The sequence below is a fragment of the Nonomuraea fastidiosa genome, assembly GCF_042751225.1.
Taxonomy (GTDB): Bacteria; Actinomycetota; Actinomycetes; order Streptosporangiales; family Streptosporangiaceae; genus Nonomuraea; species Nonomuraea fastidiosa.
The window spans coordinates 8,831,640-8,848,505 of the sequence record NZ_CP170570.1 but is presented as its reverse complement, the minus strand read 5'-3'; the positions used below and the strand labels follow the sequence as shown (position 1 = coordinate 8,848,505).

The 16,866-nt window shown below is 70.1% G+C and carries 16 protein-coding genes; 14 read left to right on the top strand and 2 right to left on the bottom strand.

Annotation, left to right across the window (positions count from 1 at the left end; genetic code table 11):
• Positions 1 to 6: 6 nt before the first annotated feature.
• From ACFMQL_RS40815 to ACFMQL_RS40800, 4 genes are all read left to right on the top strand, one after another.
• On the top strand, positions 7 to 1,086 hold the full coding sequence (locus tag ACFMQL_RS40815; RefSeq protein ID WP_364065386.1) for an acyltransferase: 1,080 nt from the start codon (positions 7 to 9) through the stop codon (positions 1,084 to 1,086).
• Between the two features lie 86 nt (positions 1,087 to 1,172).
• Complete coding sequence (gene dop / locus ACFMQL_RS40810; RefSeq protein ID WP_364065384.1) at positions 1,173 to 2,687, top strand: depupylase/deamidase Dop; 1,515 nt, start codon at positions 1,173 to 1,175, stop codon at positions 2,685 to 2,687.
• Positions 2,688 to 3,315: 628 nt separating this feature from the next.
• Positions 3,316 to 3,525 carry a ubiquitin-like protein Pup gene (locus tag ACFMQL_RS40805; RefSeq protein ID WP_364065382.1) on the top strand — a complete coding sequence of 70 codons (210 nt, stop codon included), beginning with the start codon at positions 3,316 to 3,318 and terminating at the stop codon, positions 3,523 to 3,525.
• A 32-nt stretch (positions 3,526 to 3,557) separates the two neighbouring features.
• Complete coding sequence (locus ACFMQL_RS40800; protein ID WP_378790065.1) at positions 3,558 to 4,559, top strand: endonuclease VII domain-containing protein; 1,002 nt, start codon at positions 3,558 to 3,560, stop codon at positions 4,557 to 4,559.
• Between the two features lie 10 nt (positions 4,560 to 4,569).
• Here ACFMQL_RS40800 and ACFMQL_RS40795 read toward each other — a convergent pair whose 3' ends face one another.
• On the bottom strand, positions 4,570 to 5,676 hold the full coding sequence (locus tag ACFMQL_RS40795) for a DNA polymerase IV (RefSeq protein WP_378790064.1): 1,107 nt from the start codon (positions 5,674 to 5,676) through the stop codon (positions 4,570 to 4,572).
• A 215-nt stretch (positions 5,677 to 5,891) separates the two neighbouring features.
• Here ACFMQL_RS40795 and prcB point away from each other — a divergent pair, with 215 nt between their 5' ends.
• The 9 genes from prcB to ACFMQL_RS40750 all read left to right on the top strand — a co-directional run bounded on the left by prcB (position 5,892) and on the right by ACFMQL_RS40750 (position 14,814).
• Positions 5,892 to 6,740 (top strand): proteasome subunit beta, encoded by an 849-nt coding sequence (prcB, locus tag ACFMQL_RS40790; protein ID WP_364065374.1) that lies wholly within the window; start codon positions 5,892 to 5,894, stop codon positions 6,738 to 6,740.
• A 21-nt stretch (positions 6,741 to 6,761) separates the two neighbouring features.
• Positions 6,762 to 7,586, top strand: a complete 825-nt coding sequence (gene prcA, locus ACFMQL_RS40785) for a proteasome subunit alpha (protein WP_364065941.1) — start codon at positions 6,762 to 6,764, stop codon at positions 7,584 to 7,586.
• Positions 7,587 to 8,658: 1,072 nt separating this feature from the next.
• Complete coding sequence (locus ACFMQL_RS40780) at positions 8,659 to 9,183, top strand: hypothetical protein (RefSeq protein WP_364065372.1); 525 nt, start codon at positions 8,659 to 8,661, stop codon at positions 9,181 to 9,183.
• A gap of 355 nt (positions 9,184 to 9,538) precedes the next feature.
• A complete protein-coding gene (gene pafA / locus ACFMQL_RS40775; RefSeq protein ID WP_364065370.1) occupies positions 9,539 to 10,897 on the top strand; it encodes a Pup--protein ligase in 1,359 nt (452 codons plus the stop codon).
• A 164-nt stretch (positions 10,898 to 11,061) separates the two neighbouring features.
• Complete coding sequence (locus tag ACFMQL_RS40770) at positions 11,062 to 11,994, top strand: FKBP-type peptidyl-prolyl cis-trans isomerase (RefSeq protein WP_378790063.1); 933 nt, start codon at positions 11,062 to 11,064, stop codon at positions 11,992 to 11,994.
• Between the two features lie 285 nt (positions 11,995 to 12,279).
• A complete protein-coding gene (locus tag ACFMQL_RS40765) occupies positions 12,280 to 13,182 on the top strand; it encodes an FKBP-type peptidyl-prolyl cis-trans isomerase (protein ID WP_364065365.1) in 903 nt (300 codons plus the stop codon).
• Between the two features lie 15 nt (positions 13,183 to 13,197).
• Positions 13,198 to 13,548: a hypothetical protein gene (locus tag ACFMQL_RS40760; protein ID WP_364065363.1), complete on the top strand. Its 351-nt coding sequence runs from the start codon at positions 13,198 to 13,200 to the stop codon at positions 13,546 to 13,548.
• 24 nt (positions 13,549 to 13,572) lie between these two features.
• Positions 13,573 to 14,262 carry a helix-turn-helix transcriptional regulator gene (locus ACFMQL_RS40755; protein ID WP_378790270.1) on the top strand — a complete coding sequence of 230 codons (690 nt, stop codon included), beginning with the start codon at positions 13,573 to 13,575 and terminating at the stop codon, positions 14,260 to 14,262.
• 66 nt (positions 14,263 to 14,328) lie between these two features.
• Positions 14,329 to 14,814, top strand: coding sequence for a DUF3291 domain-containing protein (locus tag ACFMQL_RS40750; protein WP_364065359.1), 486 nt, complete (start codon positions 14,329 to 14,331; stop codon positions 14,812 to 14,814).
• On the opposite strand, the gene ACFMQL_RS40745 is transcribed toward ACFMQL_RS40750, so the two are convergent.
• A complete protein-coding gene (locus tag ACFMQL_RS40745; RefSeq protein ID WP_364065357.1) occupies positions 14,754 to 15,827 on the bottom strand; it encodes a DUF3866 family protein in 1,074 nt (357 codons plus the stop codon). The genes ACFMQL_RS40750 and ACFMQL_RS40745 overlap by 61 nt on opposite strands.
• A 38-nt stretch (positions 15,828 to 15,865) precedes the next feature.
• Between ACFMQL_RS40745 and ACFMQL_RS40740 the strand changes: the two genes are divergently transcribed.
• Positions 15,866 to 16,828 (top strand): WYL domain-containing protein, encoded by a 963-nt coding sequence (locus ACFMQL_RS40740; protein WP_364065355.1) that lies wholly within the window; start codon positions 15,866 to 15,868, stop codon positions 16,826 to 16,828.
• The last annotated feature ends 38 nt before the right edge of the window (positions 16,829 to 16,866 follow it).

Sequence of the window (16,866 nt, the reverse complement as noted above, 5' to 3'; positions counted from 1 at the left end):
GGCCGGTTGGCCGAACTCGACCTGCTGCGCTTCCTCGCCGCCCTGGCCGTCGTCGCCTTCCACTACCTCGTCGCCTACGCGAGCGTCTGGGGAGACCGCCCCGCCGAGCTGTTCCCCGCGCTCGCCCCCTTCGCGGGCTTAGGCATCCTCGGTGTCGAGCTGTTCTTCGTCATCAGCGGATTCGTCATCCTCATGAGCGTCTGGGGACGCGGGCTCGGCGCGTTCGCCCGCTCCCGGCTCGTGCGGCTCTACCCCGCGTACTGGCTCAGCCTCGCCGCCATCGCCGCCCTGTACGCCCTCACCGGCGCCAAGCCGCTGAACCCAAAACTTTCCCCAGGCGAGTACCTGGTGAACGCCACCATGTTCCAGCGCCTGTTCAAGATCACAGATGCCAGCGGCGTCTACTGGTCGCTCTGGGCCGAGCTGCGCTTCTACCTCCTCATCGCCATCCTCGTCATCGCCGGCGTCACCTACGGCCGCGTCCTGATCTTCGCCGGCCTCTGGCTGGCCGCCACCGTCGCCGCCAGGCTCCTCGAGAACCCCGTGCTCGACGAGATCGTCATGCCGAAGTACGCCCCCTACTTCATCGCCGGCATGGCCCTCTACCTCATCCACAAACACGGCAGCGCCTGGCTCCCGTGGCTCTACGTACTCGCCGGATACGGCCTGTCACTGCCCGCCGCGCTCGGCCGCGTGCACAGCAGGATCGACCTCGCCGGGTTCAAGAACATGCCCGTCACCGACACGAGCGTCATCGTCACCATCACCCTCATCTACCTCGCGATGGCCCTCGTCGCGCTCGGCCTCCTCCGGCTGCGGCCCTCCAAGATCCTCACCGCGCTCGGCGGCACGACATACCCGCTTTACCTCTTCCATAGCGTCATCGCGGTGGCCCTCATCCCCGTGCTCACCGGGGACCTGCCGCCCTGGGCCGTCGCCACGGTGACGACCCTGGCCGCCGTCGTGCTGTCGTATCTCGTCTACTCCTTTGCCGAACGCCCCATCCAGCGGCTACTCAAGCCCCGCAGAACCCCACAAACCCCAGCAGCTCCGGCCGTACAGGTGGAAAAGGCGTCGGTGCCATAACTCTGTGACCCTGGGGCACTGTGAAGGGCATAGGCTCGGGCATATAAACGGCGGATAGACAGACCCGGACGAACAGAGGGTGTTGCATGACGGTGCGTCGGGTGATGGGCATCGAGACCGAGTACGGCATCTCCGTACCCGGCCAGCCAGGCGCCAACGCGATGGTGACCTCCTCACAGGTCGTGAACGCCTACCTGGCCGCCTCGGCGGCCCGCGCGCGCAGGGCACGATGGGACTTCGAGGAGGAGAACCCGCTGCGCGACGCGCGCGGCTTCGACCTGGCCAGGGAGGTGGCCGACCCCACCCAGCTCACCGACGAGGACCTTGGGCTGGCCAACGTCATCCTCACCAACGGCGCCAGGCTCTACGTCGACCACGCCCACCCCGAGTACAGCTCGCCCGAATGCACCAACCCCAGGGCCGCCGTCATCTGGGACAAGGCGGGGGAGAGGGTGATGTACGACGCCGCCACCCGCGCGTCCGCCATCCCCTCCAACGCGCCCATCCAGCTCTACAAGAACAACACCGACGCCAAAGGCGCCTCCTACGGCTGCCACGAGAACTACCTCATGCGGCGCGCCACCCCGTTCGCCGACATCGTCCGCCACCTCACCCCCTTCTTCGTCTCCCGCCAGGTCGTCACCGGCGCCGGCAAAGTCGGCATCGGCCAGGACTCCCGCGGCGAAGGCTTCCAGATCAGCCAGCGCGCCGACTTCTTCGAAGTCGAAGTCGGCCTGGAGACCACGCTCAAGCGGCCCATCATCAACACCCGCGACGAACCCCACGCCGACCCCGAGAAATACCGGCGGCTCCACGTCATCATCGGCGACGCCAACATGTCCGAGATCAGCACCTACCTGAAACTCGGCACTACCGCCCTCGTCCTCGCCATGATCGAAGAGGGCTTCCTCACCCGCGACCTCGCCGTCGAAAACCCCGTCCAGGCACTCCGCGCCGTCTCACACGACCCCACCTGCCGCTACGAGATCCCCATGCGCGACGGCCGCAAGCTCACCGCCGTCCAGCTCCAGATGGAATACCTCGAGCAGGCACGCAAATACGTCGAAGAGCGCGGCACCGCCCAGGACGAGATGAACAAGGACGTCCTCGACCGCTGGGAGTCCGTGCTCACCCGCCTCGCCGAAGACCCCATGCAGCTCTCCCGCGAGCTCGACTGGGTCGCCAAACTCGAACTCCTCGAGGGCTACCGCAGCCGCGACGGCCTCCCCTGGTCGCACCCCAGGCTCCAGCTCGTCGACCTCCAGTACAGCGACATCCGCCCCGACCGCGGCCTCTACAACCGCCTCGTCGCCCGCGGACGCATGCAGCGCCTCGTCACCGAGGAAGAGGTCCAGCGCGCCGTCGAACACCCGCCCACCGACACCCGCGCCTACTTCCGCGGCCGCTGCCTCAGCCAATACAGCGAATCCGTGGCCGCCGCCTCCTGGGACTCCGTCATCTTCGACATCCCCGGCCGCGAATCGCTCCAGCGCGTACCCACCCTCGAACCGCTGCGCGGCACCAAGGCCCACGTCGGCGAGCTCTTCGACCGCTGCCGCACCGCCGCCGACCTCGTCTCGGCGCTCACCGGCGGCGAGTGACGCACCCCGGGCCGGCCGCCCCTCATGATCGCTGCGGCCTGTGCCGCTTCTTCGGGCTGCGGCGTCCGCCGCTTCACCGGGCTGCGGCCCGCCCCGCTCTGCCGGGCTGCGGCCCGCCCCGCTCTGCCGGGTTGCGGCCCGCCCCGCTCCACTGGGGGCTCACAGCCGTCCGCTCTTCCCGGAGCGGGGGCTCGTCGGCGTGCCGCGCTGGCCGTGCTCGCGGCAGGCCGGTTCCGGCGTGACCGTGCCCTGCTCTGGGCGTACCTCTCGCTCGGCCTCTGTGTTGCCCAGCCGCGCGTCGCGTTCCGCCCCTGCACCGCTCGGCCCGTACCTCGTGCCCGGCCTCTGGAGGCGCGTGTGCGCTTCCTGCCGTCCCTCGATCGCCCCGTGCAGGCGCGCCTGCGCCCGCCCAGACGGTCACAAGCGCACCAGCGGTACTGTGATGAGGAGCACATCAGTCCTGATCGGCGACATGTCGGACATCTCCCATAGCCTGCGGATATGGGGATCCGGGCCCGGACGACCGGGCCGGCCGATCATGAAAACAAGATCGCGGAGCGATCGGCGCGAAATGTCGGCCCGTTCGGGGAAGATATCCCTAGAGGCAGTCCCCCACTGGAGGTAGGACATGGCAACCAAGGACACCGGTGGTCAGAAGCAGGCCGGACGGCGCGAGACCGAGGTCGAGGAGACCGAGGCGGCCGTGTCGCCGGACGTCCAGGAGCGCCAGGAGAAGCTCACGGACGATGTCGACTCCATTCTGGACGAAATAGACGAAGTTCTCGAAGAGAACGCAGAGGAGTTCGTGCGCTCGTACGTGCAAAAGGGCGGACAGTAGGGCAAAACGGACAGGCAAAAGGGACAAGTCAGGTGGAAGCGCCGGACGGATTCAAGCGGTGCCCCGACTGCCGGGAGGTCAAAGAGCTCTCGGAGTTCGGGGCCAACAAGCGCATGCCCGACGGGCGGGCACGCTACTGCAAGGTCTGTTTCCGGCGGCGTTCCGCCGCGAGTTACCGCAAGCGCAGAGCCGAGCAGGGCAAGACCGTGCGCGAGCGGGTCGAGGTCCCCGAAGGGTGCAAGTACTGCCCTCGATGCTCGACCGTCAAGGCGAAGGAAGAGTTCGGCCGTAATCGCGCCGCGCGAGACGGCCTCACGAGTTACTGCAAGTCCTGTCACAAGCAGGTGACGCTGGAAAACCGGATCAAGAACCACGGGAGCGATCGCAACTACAAGCTGAAGCTCCGCTACGGGATCACCGAGGACGACTTCGAGCGCATGCTCGCCCGCCAGGGCGGGCTCTGCGCCATCTGCCGGGTCGTTCCCGGGACGTTCGTCGACCACTGTCACACGACCGGCCGGGTTCGGGGCGTGCTCTGCTTCAACTGCAACAACGGGCTGGGGCATTTCGCCGACAACCTGGTGTTGCTGGAGCTGGCCGCGCTCTACCTGGAAGGTGAGGTGCTGTGGCCGGAGTTCGTGGTCCTTTCTGAGGGGCGTGGCGATTCTCCGGTGGCGCGGACGCGGACGTATCACTTGTCGCGGCGTTATCGGGTGCGGCATGAGGACGTCGAGCGGATGATCTCGGATCAGCACGGGTTGTGCGTGGTGTGCTGGGATCGGCCGCCGGAGCGCGTGGATCATTGCCACCGGTACGGTGCGGTGCGGCATGTGCTGTGTCTGCCGTGCAATACCGGGATCGGGCAGTTCCGTGATGATCCGGAGGTGGTGCGCCGTGCGCTCTCCTATGTGGAGGCGGCGGCGGAGTATGGGTTCGATGAGGTGGTGGTCTCTGATGAAGAGCTGGAGGAGCTGATCAGAGCCGAGGAAGAGGCGCGGTCGGAGTTCTACTCGCGGGTGACGCGGGTGGGGTGAGGGCCGCGGTTCAGGGGCCGGGGGTGGGGCCCGGCTCCGTTTCCGTCTCGCGGGCGGGCATGGTGTAGTCGACGGCCACGCCGATGAGACGGATGGGGCGGGTGAGGTCGTGGCGGGCGAGTATGGCGCGGGCCGTGTCGGTGATGACGGCGGCGTCGGTGGTGGGGGCGGGGAGCGTGGAGTGGCGGGTACGGGTCAGGAACGGCGTTGAGCGGATCTTCACGGTGACGCGGATGATCTCGCGGCCGGCTTCGGTGGCGTCGCGGGCGACCTGCTGGGCGAGGGCGGTGACGTGGGCGGCGACGTCGGCCGCGTCGGTGAGGTCGCGGGTGAAGGTGGTCTCGCGGCTGTGGCCGCGGGCGATCCATGGGGTGGTGACGACTTCGGCTTCGCCTCTGCCGAGTGCGAGGTAGCGGTACCAGGGGCCGTTGGTGGGGCCGAAGTGGCGGGCCAGGTCGGCGGGGTCGGCGGCGGCGAGCTGGGCGACGGTGTGCAGGCCGTGTGCGGCGAGTTTCCTGGCGGTTTTGGCGCCGATGCCCCAGAGTGCGTCGGTGGGGCGGTCGTTCATGACCTCGGCCCAGTTGTCGCTGGTGAGGCGGTAGATCCCGGCGGGTTTGGCGAAGGCTGAGGCGAGTTTGGCCTGGTGCTTGTTGTCGCCGATGCCGATGGAGCAGTCGAGGCGGGTGCGTTCGCGTACGGCGTGCTGGAGGGCGGCGGCGAGTGCCTCGGGGTCGGCGGTGGCGGCGCCGATGAAGGCTTCGTCCCAGCCCCAGACCTCGACGCGGACGGGGTGCTCGCGCAGGACGTCCATGACGCGTTGTGAGGCGGCCTCGTAGGCGGGCGGGTCGGTGGGGAGGAAGACGGCGTCGGGGCAGCGTCTGAGCGCGGTGCGCAGGGGCATGCCGGAGTGGACGCCGTATGCGCGGGCCTCGTAGGTGGCGGTGGCGGCGACGGTGCGCGGCTGGGTGGGGTCGCCGGTGCCGCCGACGACGACGGGTTTGCCGCGGAGCTCGGGGTGGCGCAGGAGTTCGACCGCGGCGATGAACTGGTCGAGGTCGAGGTGCAGGATCCAGTCCCTGGGGCGGGCCCCAGGTGACGGGGTGGACGTGCTGCCCATGCCGCCAGTATGACGGCCGGGCGGGGGAGCGGGGCGGGCCGGGATGCGGTTACGGAAGGGGGGCTGGAGGGGCGGTTGCTTACGTCTCGGGCGTACAACATCTTTCGGGCGGGACGGGGAGCCTGGTTCGCCGTGAGCTGATCGTGGGAAGTGCAGACAGCAACCCAACATGAGTAGGGTCGCCCTAGGAACACTGAACGTTTGGAGGGAGTCGCGTGGCATCGCACAGGGATCTGCCCGTCGGCTTGGTGAATCAGCTTTTCCAGAACACCGGGAGTTCCTCGTTCACGGAGTTCGTCAGCTCGTACGCGCCGGAGCTGCTGCCACGTCGCGACGAGATGCTGGCCACCCCGATCGGCGACCAGGTTCCGCACGCGACCACGATCGTGGCCGCCACCTTCGCCGGTGGCGTGGTCATGGCGGGCGACCGGCGGGCCACGTCCGGCAACATCATCTCGCAGCGTGACGTGGAGAAGGTGTTTCGCGCCGACGACTACTCGTGCATGGGCATCGCGGGCACGGCCAGCACGGGTCTTGAGTTCGCCCGCCTCTACCGGGTGGAGCTGGAGCACTACGAGAAGCTCGAGGGCCGCACGATGTCGGTCCAGGGCAAGGCCAACAGGCTCGCCACGATGATCAGGGGCAACCTGGGCATGGCGATGCAGGGCCTGGTGGTGGTGCCGCTGTTCGCCGCCTACGACCCCGACAAGGACGAGGGCCGCATCTTCAGCTACGACGTGGCGGGCGGGCCTTATGAGCGTGACAGGTTCGACGCGATCGGCTCCGGTTCGATCTTCGCGCGCGGGTCGCTGAAGAAGCTCTACCGCGACGGCGCGACGGCCGACGACACGGTGATGACGCTGATCCAGGCGCTCTACGACGCCGCCGACGACGACTCGGCGACCGGTGGGCCCGACGTTGCGAGGAAGATCTGGCCGGTGGTGGCCGTGATCGACGCCGACGGTTTCCGCCGCCTGTCCGACGACGAGGTCAGCGGCTATGTCCAGCAGATGCTCGACGCCCGCCTGATCGCGCCCGACGGTCCCATCGCCCCGCTGCGCTAGCAAAGGATCATGACTGTGTCCATGCCATTCGGATATGCGTCCCCCGAGCAGATCATGCGGGACAAGGCCGACTACGCGCGCAAGGGCATCGCGCGGGGCCGTTCCGTGGTCGTGCTCCAATACGTCGACGGCATCCTGTTCGTCGCCCCCAACCCGTCCAGGGCGCTGCACAAGATCAGCGAGATCTACGACCGCATCGGGTTCGCGGCCGTGGGCCGCTACAACGAGTTCGAAGAGCTGCGGCTCGGCGGCATCCGGTACGCCGACATCAACGGCTACACCTACGACCGGTCCGACGTCACCGGGCGCGGCCTGGCCAACCTGTACGCCTCCAACCTGGGCCGCATCTTCACCGAGTCGATCAAGTCGCTCGAGGTCGAGGTGGTCGTCGCCGAGGTGGGCGACACCAAGGACGGCGACGCCATCTACCGGCTGACCTTCGACGGCTCGGTCTTCGACGAGCACGGCTTCGCGGCCATGGGCGGGCAGGCGGAGGCGGTCGCCTCGCGGCTGAAGGAGCGTTACCGCGAGGACATGACGCTGGCCGAGGCGCTGGAGGTGGCGCTGGCCGCGCTGACCGAGCCGGGCGGGGAGCGTCCGCCGGTGAACCAGCTCGAGGTGGCGGTGCTCGACCGTAACCGCGAGCACCGCAAGTTCCAGCGGCTGACCGGGGCGCGGCTCGAGCGGCTGCTCGCGCAGTCCGCCACGCCGCCCGCGGAGTCGTCCGACTCCGGCTCCGGTTCCGGCTCCGGCGGCGAGGGTGCTGCGTCGTCGGGTGACAAGCCCTCCACGCCGCCGCCCACGGGTCCTGAGGGTCCGGTGGACGACGGGTCGTCTCCGCTGTAAGCGATCAGGTGTTCCGCTCCGGTGGGGCCGCCGTTCTTCGGCGGCCCCACCGGCGTGTCCGGCCATGTGCGGGCCGTCCGGCCCCGTAGGGGTGTCGTTCAACCACGTGCGGGTCGTCCGGGGGGTGCGGGCGTCTAGGGGGCGGGTGCGGGTCGTCTAGGCCGTCGGGGTACCTGCGGGCCGTTCGAGTGTGCGGATCGTCCGGGCTTGTGCGGATGGTTCGGGCTTGTGCGGGCCGTTCGGCTGTGCGGGCTGTCCCGGCCGTCGGGTAGCTGTGGGCCGTTCGGGCGTGCGGGTCGCTCGGGCTTGTGCCGGCCGTGAGCGGCCCGCTACGGGCCTCTGGGAGGCGTCGTGTCCTCGTGGCGCTGATCACCCCGCCGTGGGGCGGGAGGGGGCTCAGGGGCGCGGACAGGTCCCGTTACGCGGACAGGCGCCGGCCGCCGGGGGATCAAGCCGGGGCAGTCCCGATCGGTGGGGGAGGGTTCTGCCTGGCGCGGGGCCGATCGGTGAGGGGTTCCACGTGGCGCGGACTGAGCAGCTGGCCGGGGTTGCGTGCGTTGGCCGAGTGGCTGGCCGGGGTTGCGTGGCCGGCGTTGCGTGGAGCGGCCAGGTAGTCGGCGGGGTTTGCGTGGGACGGCCAGGTAGGGCGGGGTTGCGTGGGACGGCCAGGTAGTCAGCGGGGTTGCGTGGAGCGGCCGGGTAATTGGCGGACGCGGCCGGGTAGTCGGCGGGGTTGCCTGGCGCGGCCGGGTAGTCAGGAGGGCTGCGTGGCGCGGGCCGAGCTATCGCCTCGGGGGTTTCGTGTGTGGGGGCTGAGCGATGGGCGGGGAGGGGACTGTTCGGAGAGGCCCGCGCCGCGAGGGACGGACCCCGTCACGGGTGAGCCGGGCGGTGGGGGAGCGGTTCCGTTCGGGGGCTCCGCGCCGGTAGGGGAGGGCGGAAGGGCTTGCTGCGCAGGGCGAAATGGAGGTTGGCAAGGGGCGGGGCCTGTCCGTGGGGAAGGGCGGGGAGTGTGACCTGTTTCACTCTGATACGTCCGAACTTGCCAGGCCGCCCCGGGATCTTAAAAGCCGTGAGAACTCCACTACGTGGCCTGGTGGCGTTAGGAGCCGCCACGGCCGTGATGCTGGCCTCGGGCGCGCCCGCTGAAGCGGCCCCGAAGATTCCGAAGTTCAAGGCGCCGAAGATTTTCGGCACCACCTTCCAGTCCGACCCGAAGCACGACTTCACCAAGGGCATCCACTCCCGCCGCAACGGCATCCTGCGCGGCCGGATCACCCACATCCGCGGCAACGTCGCCGAGTACGAACCCGTCAAGTGGAAGCCCGCCAAGCACACCGAGGGCTACTTCGTGGGCCCGCCCGAGGGCAACGTGATGGCCTACGCCTCGCCCATCGCCAAGGACGTGATCTACCTGTCGGCCTTCGGCTGCAAATCCTGGATGGGCGAGCTGACCACCACCCGCAACAGCAGCCTGGGCAGCAAGCGGTGCTCCAGGTCCACGCTGATCAAACGGCACCGCAGGACGCCGATCCCCTCGCTCATCACCGTCTACAAGGGCAAGATCGTCAAGGTTCAGGAGATCTTCACTCCCTGACCTGCGTCGTGGCGGAACCCGCGCCCCGTGGGGGCGGGCGCGGGGATACGAACCCAGGCGCTCCGCAGGCCCGGCAGGGGAAGGCATCGACGTCCGGCGGGAAATGCCTGCGGGCAGGGTCCGGCGAGGAACAGTCTCGGGGTCCGGTCGCAACGCCCGCAGCGCACCGGCGGGAACAGCCTCGAAGCGCCGTCAGGGAGGCGTTCAGCGACAGTTTTGACATCCGGTCGGGAGACCTCCAGGCCCGGCCTGGACAGGCTTGCGGGCCCGGTCGGGGAGTCGTTCGGGGCCCGAACCGGAAAACACATGGGAAAGATCTCTCCCGCTCGCCGATCCGTGGGCATAGTGTGAGGTGATGGATCGTCGCATCTTCGGGCTGGAGAACGAGTACGGCGTGACCTGCACGTTCAGGGGCCAGCGCAGGCTGTCCCCCGACGAGGTCGCGCGGTACCTGTTCCGGCGGGTCGTGTCCTGGGGCCGATCGAGCAACGTCTTTCTCCGCAACGGCGCACGTCTGTACCTCGACGTGGGCAGCCATCCTGAGTACGCAACACCCGAGTGTGACAACGTCATCGAGCTCGTCACCCACGACAAGGCCGGGGAGCGCATCCTCGAGGGCCTGCTCGTGGATGCCGAGAAGCGGTTGCGCGAAGAGGGCATCGCCGGTGACATCTACTTGTTCAAGAACAACACCGACTCGGCCGGCAACTCCTACGGCTGCCACGAGAACTATCTGGTGGGCAGGCATGGCGAGTTCGGCCGGCTGGCGGATGTGCTGATTCCGTTCCTGGTGACGCGGCAGATCGTGTGCGGCGCGGGCAAGGTGCTGCAGACGCCGCGCGGCGCGGTCTACTGCGTGTCCCAGCGGGCCGAGCACATATGGGAGGGCGTCTCCAGCGCCACGACCCGTTCGCGGCCGATCATCAACACGCGTGACGAGCCGCACGCGGACGCCGAGCGGTTCCGCCGCCTGCACGTCATCGTGGGCGACTCGAACATGAGCGAGACCACGATGCTGCTCAAGGTGGGCGCCACCGACCTGGTGCTGCGCATGATCGAGTCGGGTACGGTGATGCGCGACCTGTCGCTGGAGAACCCGATCAGGGCCATCCGCGAGGTCTCCCACGACATGACGGGCCGGCGCAGGGTGCGGCTGGCGAACGGGCGCGAGGCGTCGAGCCTGGAGATCCAGCAGGAGTACCTGTCGAAGGCGAAGGACTTCGTCGACCGGCGCGGCGGCGACGCCATCACCCATCGGGTGCTTGAGCTGTGGGAGCGCACGCTGACCGCGGTCGACACCGGCAACCTCGATCTGGTGGCGCGCGAGATCGACTGGGTGACGAAGTACCAGCTGATCGAGCGGTATCGCCGCAAGTACGACCTGCCGCTGTCGTCGCCGCGGGTGGCCCAGCTCGACCTGGCCTACCACGACGTCCACCGCAAGCGCGGCCTGTACTACCTGCTGCAGAAGCGCGGCTCGGTGGAGCGGGTGGCGTCCGACCTGAAGATCTTCGAGGCCAAGTCGGTGCCGCCGCAGACCACGCGGGCCCGGCTGCGGGGCGAGTTCATCCGCAAGGCGCAGGAGAAGCGGCGTGACTTCACCGTCGACTGGGTGCATCTCAAGCTGAACGATCAGGCGCAGCGGACCGTGCTGTGCAAGGACCCGTTCAGGAGCGTGGACGAGCGGGTCGACAAGCTGATCGCCGGCATGTGAGCGCAGGGCGCCGGCGCGGCCCGTGTCCCTGTGTGAGGGGCCGGGGCCGCGCCGGTCGTGCGCGGGCGCCGGGCCAGGGCGGGATGTGGGGTGCCGTTTACCACGGCCCTACTGCGAAGTCGGGTAGTGTGACGCGAATCTGACGTCTCTTCCGAGGGAAATTCATGCGCCGCGCTCTGGCCGTACTGGCCGCCGTGCCATTGATCTTGTTTGCCGCCGCCTGCGGCTCCGACGACGGTTCCGGCACGACCGCCTCCACTGGCGGATCGTCCGGGCTCAAGGTCGAGGGGAACGTCGGGGCCAAGCCCAACGTGACGTTCCCGTCCGGTTCGCCCGCGACCACCTCGTCGTACGAGGTGATCGAGCCAGGGAACGGCGAGGGCGTCAAGGCGGGCGACCGCGTGATCGTGAACCTGACCGTCTACAACTGGGACGGCAAGGACAACGCGGTCCAGGGGTCGTCGTACGACACGAAGGCGCCGGAGACGATCCCGGTGACCGAGCAGCTGCCGAAGGTGCTGCAGGAGGGCTTCACCAAGGTCAAGAGCGGCGGGCGGCTGCTGGCCGTGCTGGCCAACGACTCGGTGCAGGGCCAGCAGCAGGCCGCGCAGACCGAGCCGACGAAGGTGTTCGTGTTCGACGTGGTCGGTACGCGGCCCGCGCCGCTGAAGGCCGCCACCGGCGAGGAGACCAGCGAGTCGATCAAGGGTGTGAAGGTCGAGAACCCGGGCGGTGACAAGGCGCCGACGCTGACCACGAAGACCAAGGAGAAGGCTCCCAAGGACCTCGTGGTCAAGACGCTGATCAAGGGCACCGGCGAGGAGGTGACCGCGAACCAGACGCTCACCGTGCACTACACGGGCAAGATCTGGGGGACGGACAAGCAGTTCGACTCCAGCTGGGAGCGTGGCGAGCCGGCCGAGTTCCCGCTCGCTCAGGTGATCCAGGGCTGGCAGAAGGGTCTGGCCGGGGTTCCGGTCGGCAGCCGGGTCGTGATGAGCATTCCGCCGGAGATGGGCTACGGCAGCCAGGAGCAGCAGGGCATCCCGGCCAACAGCACGCTGGTGTTCGTCGTGGACGTCCTCGGCGCTTACTGAGTCGCTGAACGGGCCCATCAGGTCTGAGGGCCCGCCAGGCGGCCCCTGGGACGCCAGATCGGCGTTCCGCCGGTTCGCCCGCGGGCGGCCCGGTAACATCGCGAGGCCCGGTGGCATGGCGCCGCCGGGCCGTTTCGCGTGGGAGGGCCGATGCGCCGCCGTGCCGCCACCCATACACCGTGCACACCAGGAAGGCCGTGGACACCACGGACACCAGGGACGCTGTGGACGCCGTGGACGCCGCGAGGGCCGGTGCCGGCTCTCCGGGCCTTGCGGATCCGGTTCGTGAGCGCGCCTGTGCGGATGCTGGTGGCGGCCGTGCTGGCGCTGCCGGCGGCCGCCGGGTGCACGGGTGACGACGCCGAGCGTGAGCCGCAGGTGGGCGGGCCGTTCGGGGCGCGTCCGACGATCGTCTTCCCCGCCGCCAGGCCGGCCGCAGAGCTGCGGGTGGGCGAGCCGGTCGCCGGCAGGGGCGAGCCGCTGAAGACCGGCGATCTGGCGATCGTGCAGTACACCGCGCACGTCTGGGACGGCGCGGCCAACCGCCTTGCCGACTCCAGCTTCACCCGGGGCACCCCGGCCGCGTTCCCGGTGGGCGAGCTGCTGCCGGGGCTGGAGCGGGCGCTGCGGGGCCGCAGGGTGGGCAGCAGGGTGACCGTGGCGATCCCGCCTGAGGAGGGGTTCGGCGCGGCCCCGCCGCGCGGCCTGAAGGCGGGGGAGGAGCTGTTCTACGTCGTGGACGTCCTCGGCGCACATCACCGGGACGACGCGGTGGCGGCGGGTCCCGGCGAGCTGGCGGGCGTGCGGATCGGCGGCGGCCCCAGGCCCTCGCTGAGCGTGCCGCGCGGCGCGCCGCCGCGCGCGTTCGCCTCCACGGTGCTGCGCAGGGGAGAAGGCCCGCCGGTGCGGCCGGGGATGCTCGTGGTGACCCAGTACGCGGGCGCCGTCTGGAGCACCCGCAGGGTGTTCGACGCGACGTGGACGTCCGGCGGGCCGAAGGCGTTCAAGCTGGGCGACGGCGGCGTGATCAGCGGATGGGAGAAGGGGCTGGCGGGCGTGCCGGTGGGCAGCAGGGTCGCGATGGTGGTGCCGCCCGCGTACGGGTACGGCCCGGCCGGCCGCCCCGAGTACGGGATCAAAGGGTCCGACACGCTGGTCTTCGTCGTGGACGTCATCGGGGCCTACTAAGGCAGGATATTTCCCATGATCCGTTCACTTGTCGTGATGGTTGCGGCCTTAGCCGTTCTGCTGGGTTTGGCACCGGCCGCGAGCGCCACCGCGAACCCGCCGTTCTGCAAGGGCGTCAGACACTGCCACTTCGGCGGCGACCCCGGCGTGACCTGGGTGACCGCCTTCGCCTCGTCCCGCGCCAAGGCGAACAAGGCGGCCGCGCGCCTGCTGCGCAACGCCAAGGCCGTGCACCGCCGTTACGGCGCGCCCCGCTACATCGACATCCGCGTGCTGAAGAAGGGCGGATGCTGGAAGAAGTACGGTTCGGGCACCCGCGAGCCCAGCCGCGTCTGCGTGCTGAAGCGGGTGGAGCGGCGGCTTTAGACTCCGCGTGTGAGTAGCGAGCCCCTGAGCGGCGGCGACCTCGAGGCGCTGGCCCTGTTGCACGACCCCGTCCGCCGCAGCCTGTACGACGTCGTCGCCTCGCACGGCGGTGAGGTGGGCCGCGGCGAGGCGGCGGAGGCGGCGGGCGTGTCCAGGACGCTGGCCGGTCACCACCTCGACAAGCTGGTGGAGGCGGGCCTGCTGGAGAGCGGGTTCCGCCGGCCGGAGAAGAAGGGCCCGGGCAGCGGCCGTCCCGCCAAGGTCTATCGCAGGGCGAGCAGCGAGCGTTCTGTGAGCCTGCCGCCGCGCGACTACCTGACGCTCGCCTCCGTCCTGGCCGAGGCGGTCGACGGGCTGGGCGCGGAGGAGCGGGCGGAGGCGGCGGCGCGGGCGGCGGGCGCGCGGCTGGCCGGGAAGCGGCGGGGCGAGCCGGTGGAGCGGGTGCTGCGCGAGCGCGGCTACGAGCCGTACGAGGAGGGCGGGCGGCTGCGGCTGCGCAACTGCCCGTTCCACGTGCTGGCGCGGGAGCAGCCGCTGCTGGTGTGCTCGATGAATCTGGCGCTGTGCCAGGGCCTGCTGGAAGGGCTGGGCGACGATCCGGCCAGAGCGGAGCTGGATCCGCGCCCCGGCGAGTGCTGTGTCGCGTTCAAGCAGGTCAAGCGGTTCGAGCAACCCGATTCCCCGGTACGGCAGGACGGGGCCGGCGCTGAGTGACCGGCCCCGCGCTTCTAAAACAAATCCATATTGACATAGAAGTGCCCCCGATGGTGAGCTGAGCCCATGCATCTCGCCCAGCTCAACATCGCCCATCTGCGCGCACCCGTCGACAGCCCCGAGATCGCCGAGTTCGTCGCCCTGCTCGAACCGATCAACGCCATCGCCGACGAGGCCCCCGGCTTCGTGTGGCGGCTGAAGGAGAGCGAGACCGACCCCACGGCCACCGTCAAGCACGACTACGGCGACCTGCTGCTGGTCAACTTCTCGGTGTGGGAGTCGATGGAGTCGCTGTGGGACTACGTCTACCGCAGCCCTCATCTGGGCGTGCTGCGCCGGCGCAGGGAGTGGTTCCTGCGCATGGCGGAGCCGTACATGGTGATGTGGTGGGTGCCCGAGGGCACGATCCCGTCCCTGGCCGAGGCCATGGAACGGCTGGAACGCCTCAGGACCGAAGGGCCCGGCCCCGAGGCGTTCACGTTCAAGGACCCCTACCCGGAGCCCAGCAGCGAGGCCGCGTGCCTGCCCGCCGCCGCCGAGGCGAGGAAGTAGGCCAGGTCCTCCTCCAGCCCCCGGCCCATCGTCGACAGCCGCACCGGCGACTCGCGCAGCGCCTCGTGCAGGCCGTCCACGGGGACGGGCACCAGGCGGTGCCGTACGGCCAGCAGCTCCGCCTGATCCCTGACCCGCTCGCCGAACTCGCCGGGCAGCTCGGGCACCGGCACGTCGGCGGGCGTCAGCGCCACCCGGCCGTAGGCGGTCAGCGAGTGGTGGGAGACGCCGTAGTGGCGCTCGCGCTTGTCGCCCTCGCTGACCCGCAGTGCCGCCACGGGCCGCCCGAGCAGCACGCCCGCCGCGTTCACCGCCTCGCCGGCCGACACCCCGGAAAAGCCCCACCGGGTGCCCGTGCCCAGGTTGCCGGGCCCCTGCGCGACGATCGCCAGGTCGGCCTCCAGCACATACTTCGCCGCGAGCAGCCCGGTGTGCACGGTGACCGCCTCGACGTCGCCGCCGAACGCCTGACCCACCGTCACCACCCCGGCCAGCCAGCCGGTCTCGCGCAGCCGGGCCGCCGACATCGAGAACCACGACGGCAGCGCGCCGCCGTCCTGCATCACGTACGCCACCCGCACGCCCTGCCTGGCCTCGTACAGGCCGCACAGGATCGGCGCCAGGGCCGAGTGCAGGTCGGCCACGATCACCGGCATGCCGTCGATGGAGTCCGCCTCGCGCAGCCTGTCGTGATGCGGGGAGTCCTGCTCGTCGGCGCCCAGCACCGTGGCCTGCAGCGGCGTGTACCGGGCCTTCACCAGGTGCCCGGGGCCGGAGGGATCTTCCGGCAAACGGTTAGGGACGGCCACCACCATGGCGTAACCTCCCGTACCGAGACCCATCGCGAGCGCGGTCGTGTTGAGCAGCACCTCGTCGCCGGGTTGCGGGCGGCCCACCAACGGCGGGTACGCCAGCGCCTTGCACTCACCCTCGGGCACGGTGACGTCCAGCTCCACCGCTCCCGGCCACTCGCGTCGGATCCGTACGACCTCGCCCTTGCGCCATCTGATCACGGGGGCAGGGTAGCGTCGATGAAGGAGGAGTGAGGCAGATGTCGCGCCGGAAGACGGAACGGTTGCTCAACCTCGTGATCTGCCTGCTCGCCACCCGGCGCCCGCTGTCGGCCGAGCAGATCCGCCAGGCCGTCCCCGGCTACGACCGCGAGAGCGACGAGGCGTTCCAGCGCATGTTCGAGCGCGACAAGAACGAGCTGCGCGAGATCGGCATCCCCATCGACGTGGTGCGCGACCCGTGGGAGGACGAGCCGGGCTACCGCATCGAGCGGGAGGCGTACGAGCTGCCCGAGATCACGCTGGAACCCGACGAGGCGGCGGTGCTGGGCCTGGCGGCGCAGGTGTGGCAGCGCGCCAGCCTGGCCGAGGCGGCCTCGGGCGCGCTGCTGAAGCTGCGCGCGGGCGGCGTGGCCACCGATCAGCCGGTCGGCGGCTCGATGGGCGGCAGCGCGCTGGAGCTGCGCGTCGACACCCGCGACCCGGCCTTCCCCGCGCTGTGGAACGCGGTGCGCGACCGGCGGGTGGTCCGCTTCGACTACCGGGCGTCGGGCAGCGAGACCGTGCGCAGCCGCACCGTCGAGCCGTGGGGCGTGGTCAGCAGGCGCGGCCGCTGGTATCTCGCGGGCTTCGACCGCGACCGCAACGCGCCGCGCGCCTTCCGGCTCAGCCGGATCAGCGGCGCGGTGACCGCGGTCGGCAAGCCGGGCGCGGTCGAGGTGCCGCACGATGTCGATCTGCGGGCCATGGTGGGCTTCCCCGACGAGCCGAGCGAGGAGCGGACGGCCGTGGTGCGGGTCAGGCAGGGCGCGTGCGAGGGGCTGCGCCGCCTGGCCAGGTCCGTACGCGAGGGCCGCGACGGCTGGGACGAGGCGGAGCTGTCGTTCTCCGACGCCGAGCGGCTGGCGGGATGGATGGCCAGCCTGGGCGCCGACGTCGAGGTGGTGGAGCCGCCGGACGCCCGCGAGGCCGTCATCCGCCGCCTGAAGGGGGCGCTGGCGTGAGCACGGCGGGTCACGGGGGTCGTCGCGAGGTGAACGGG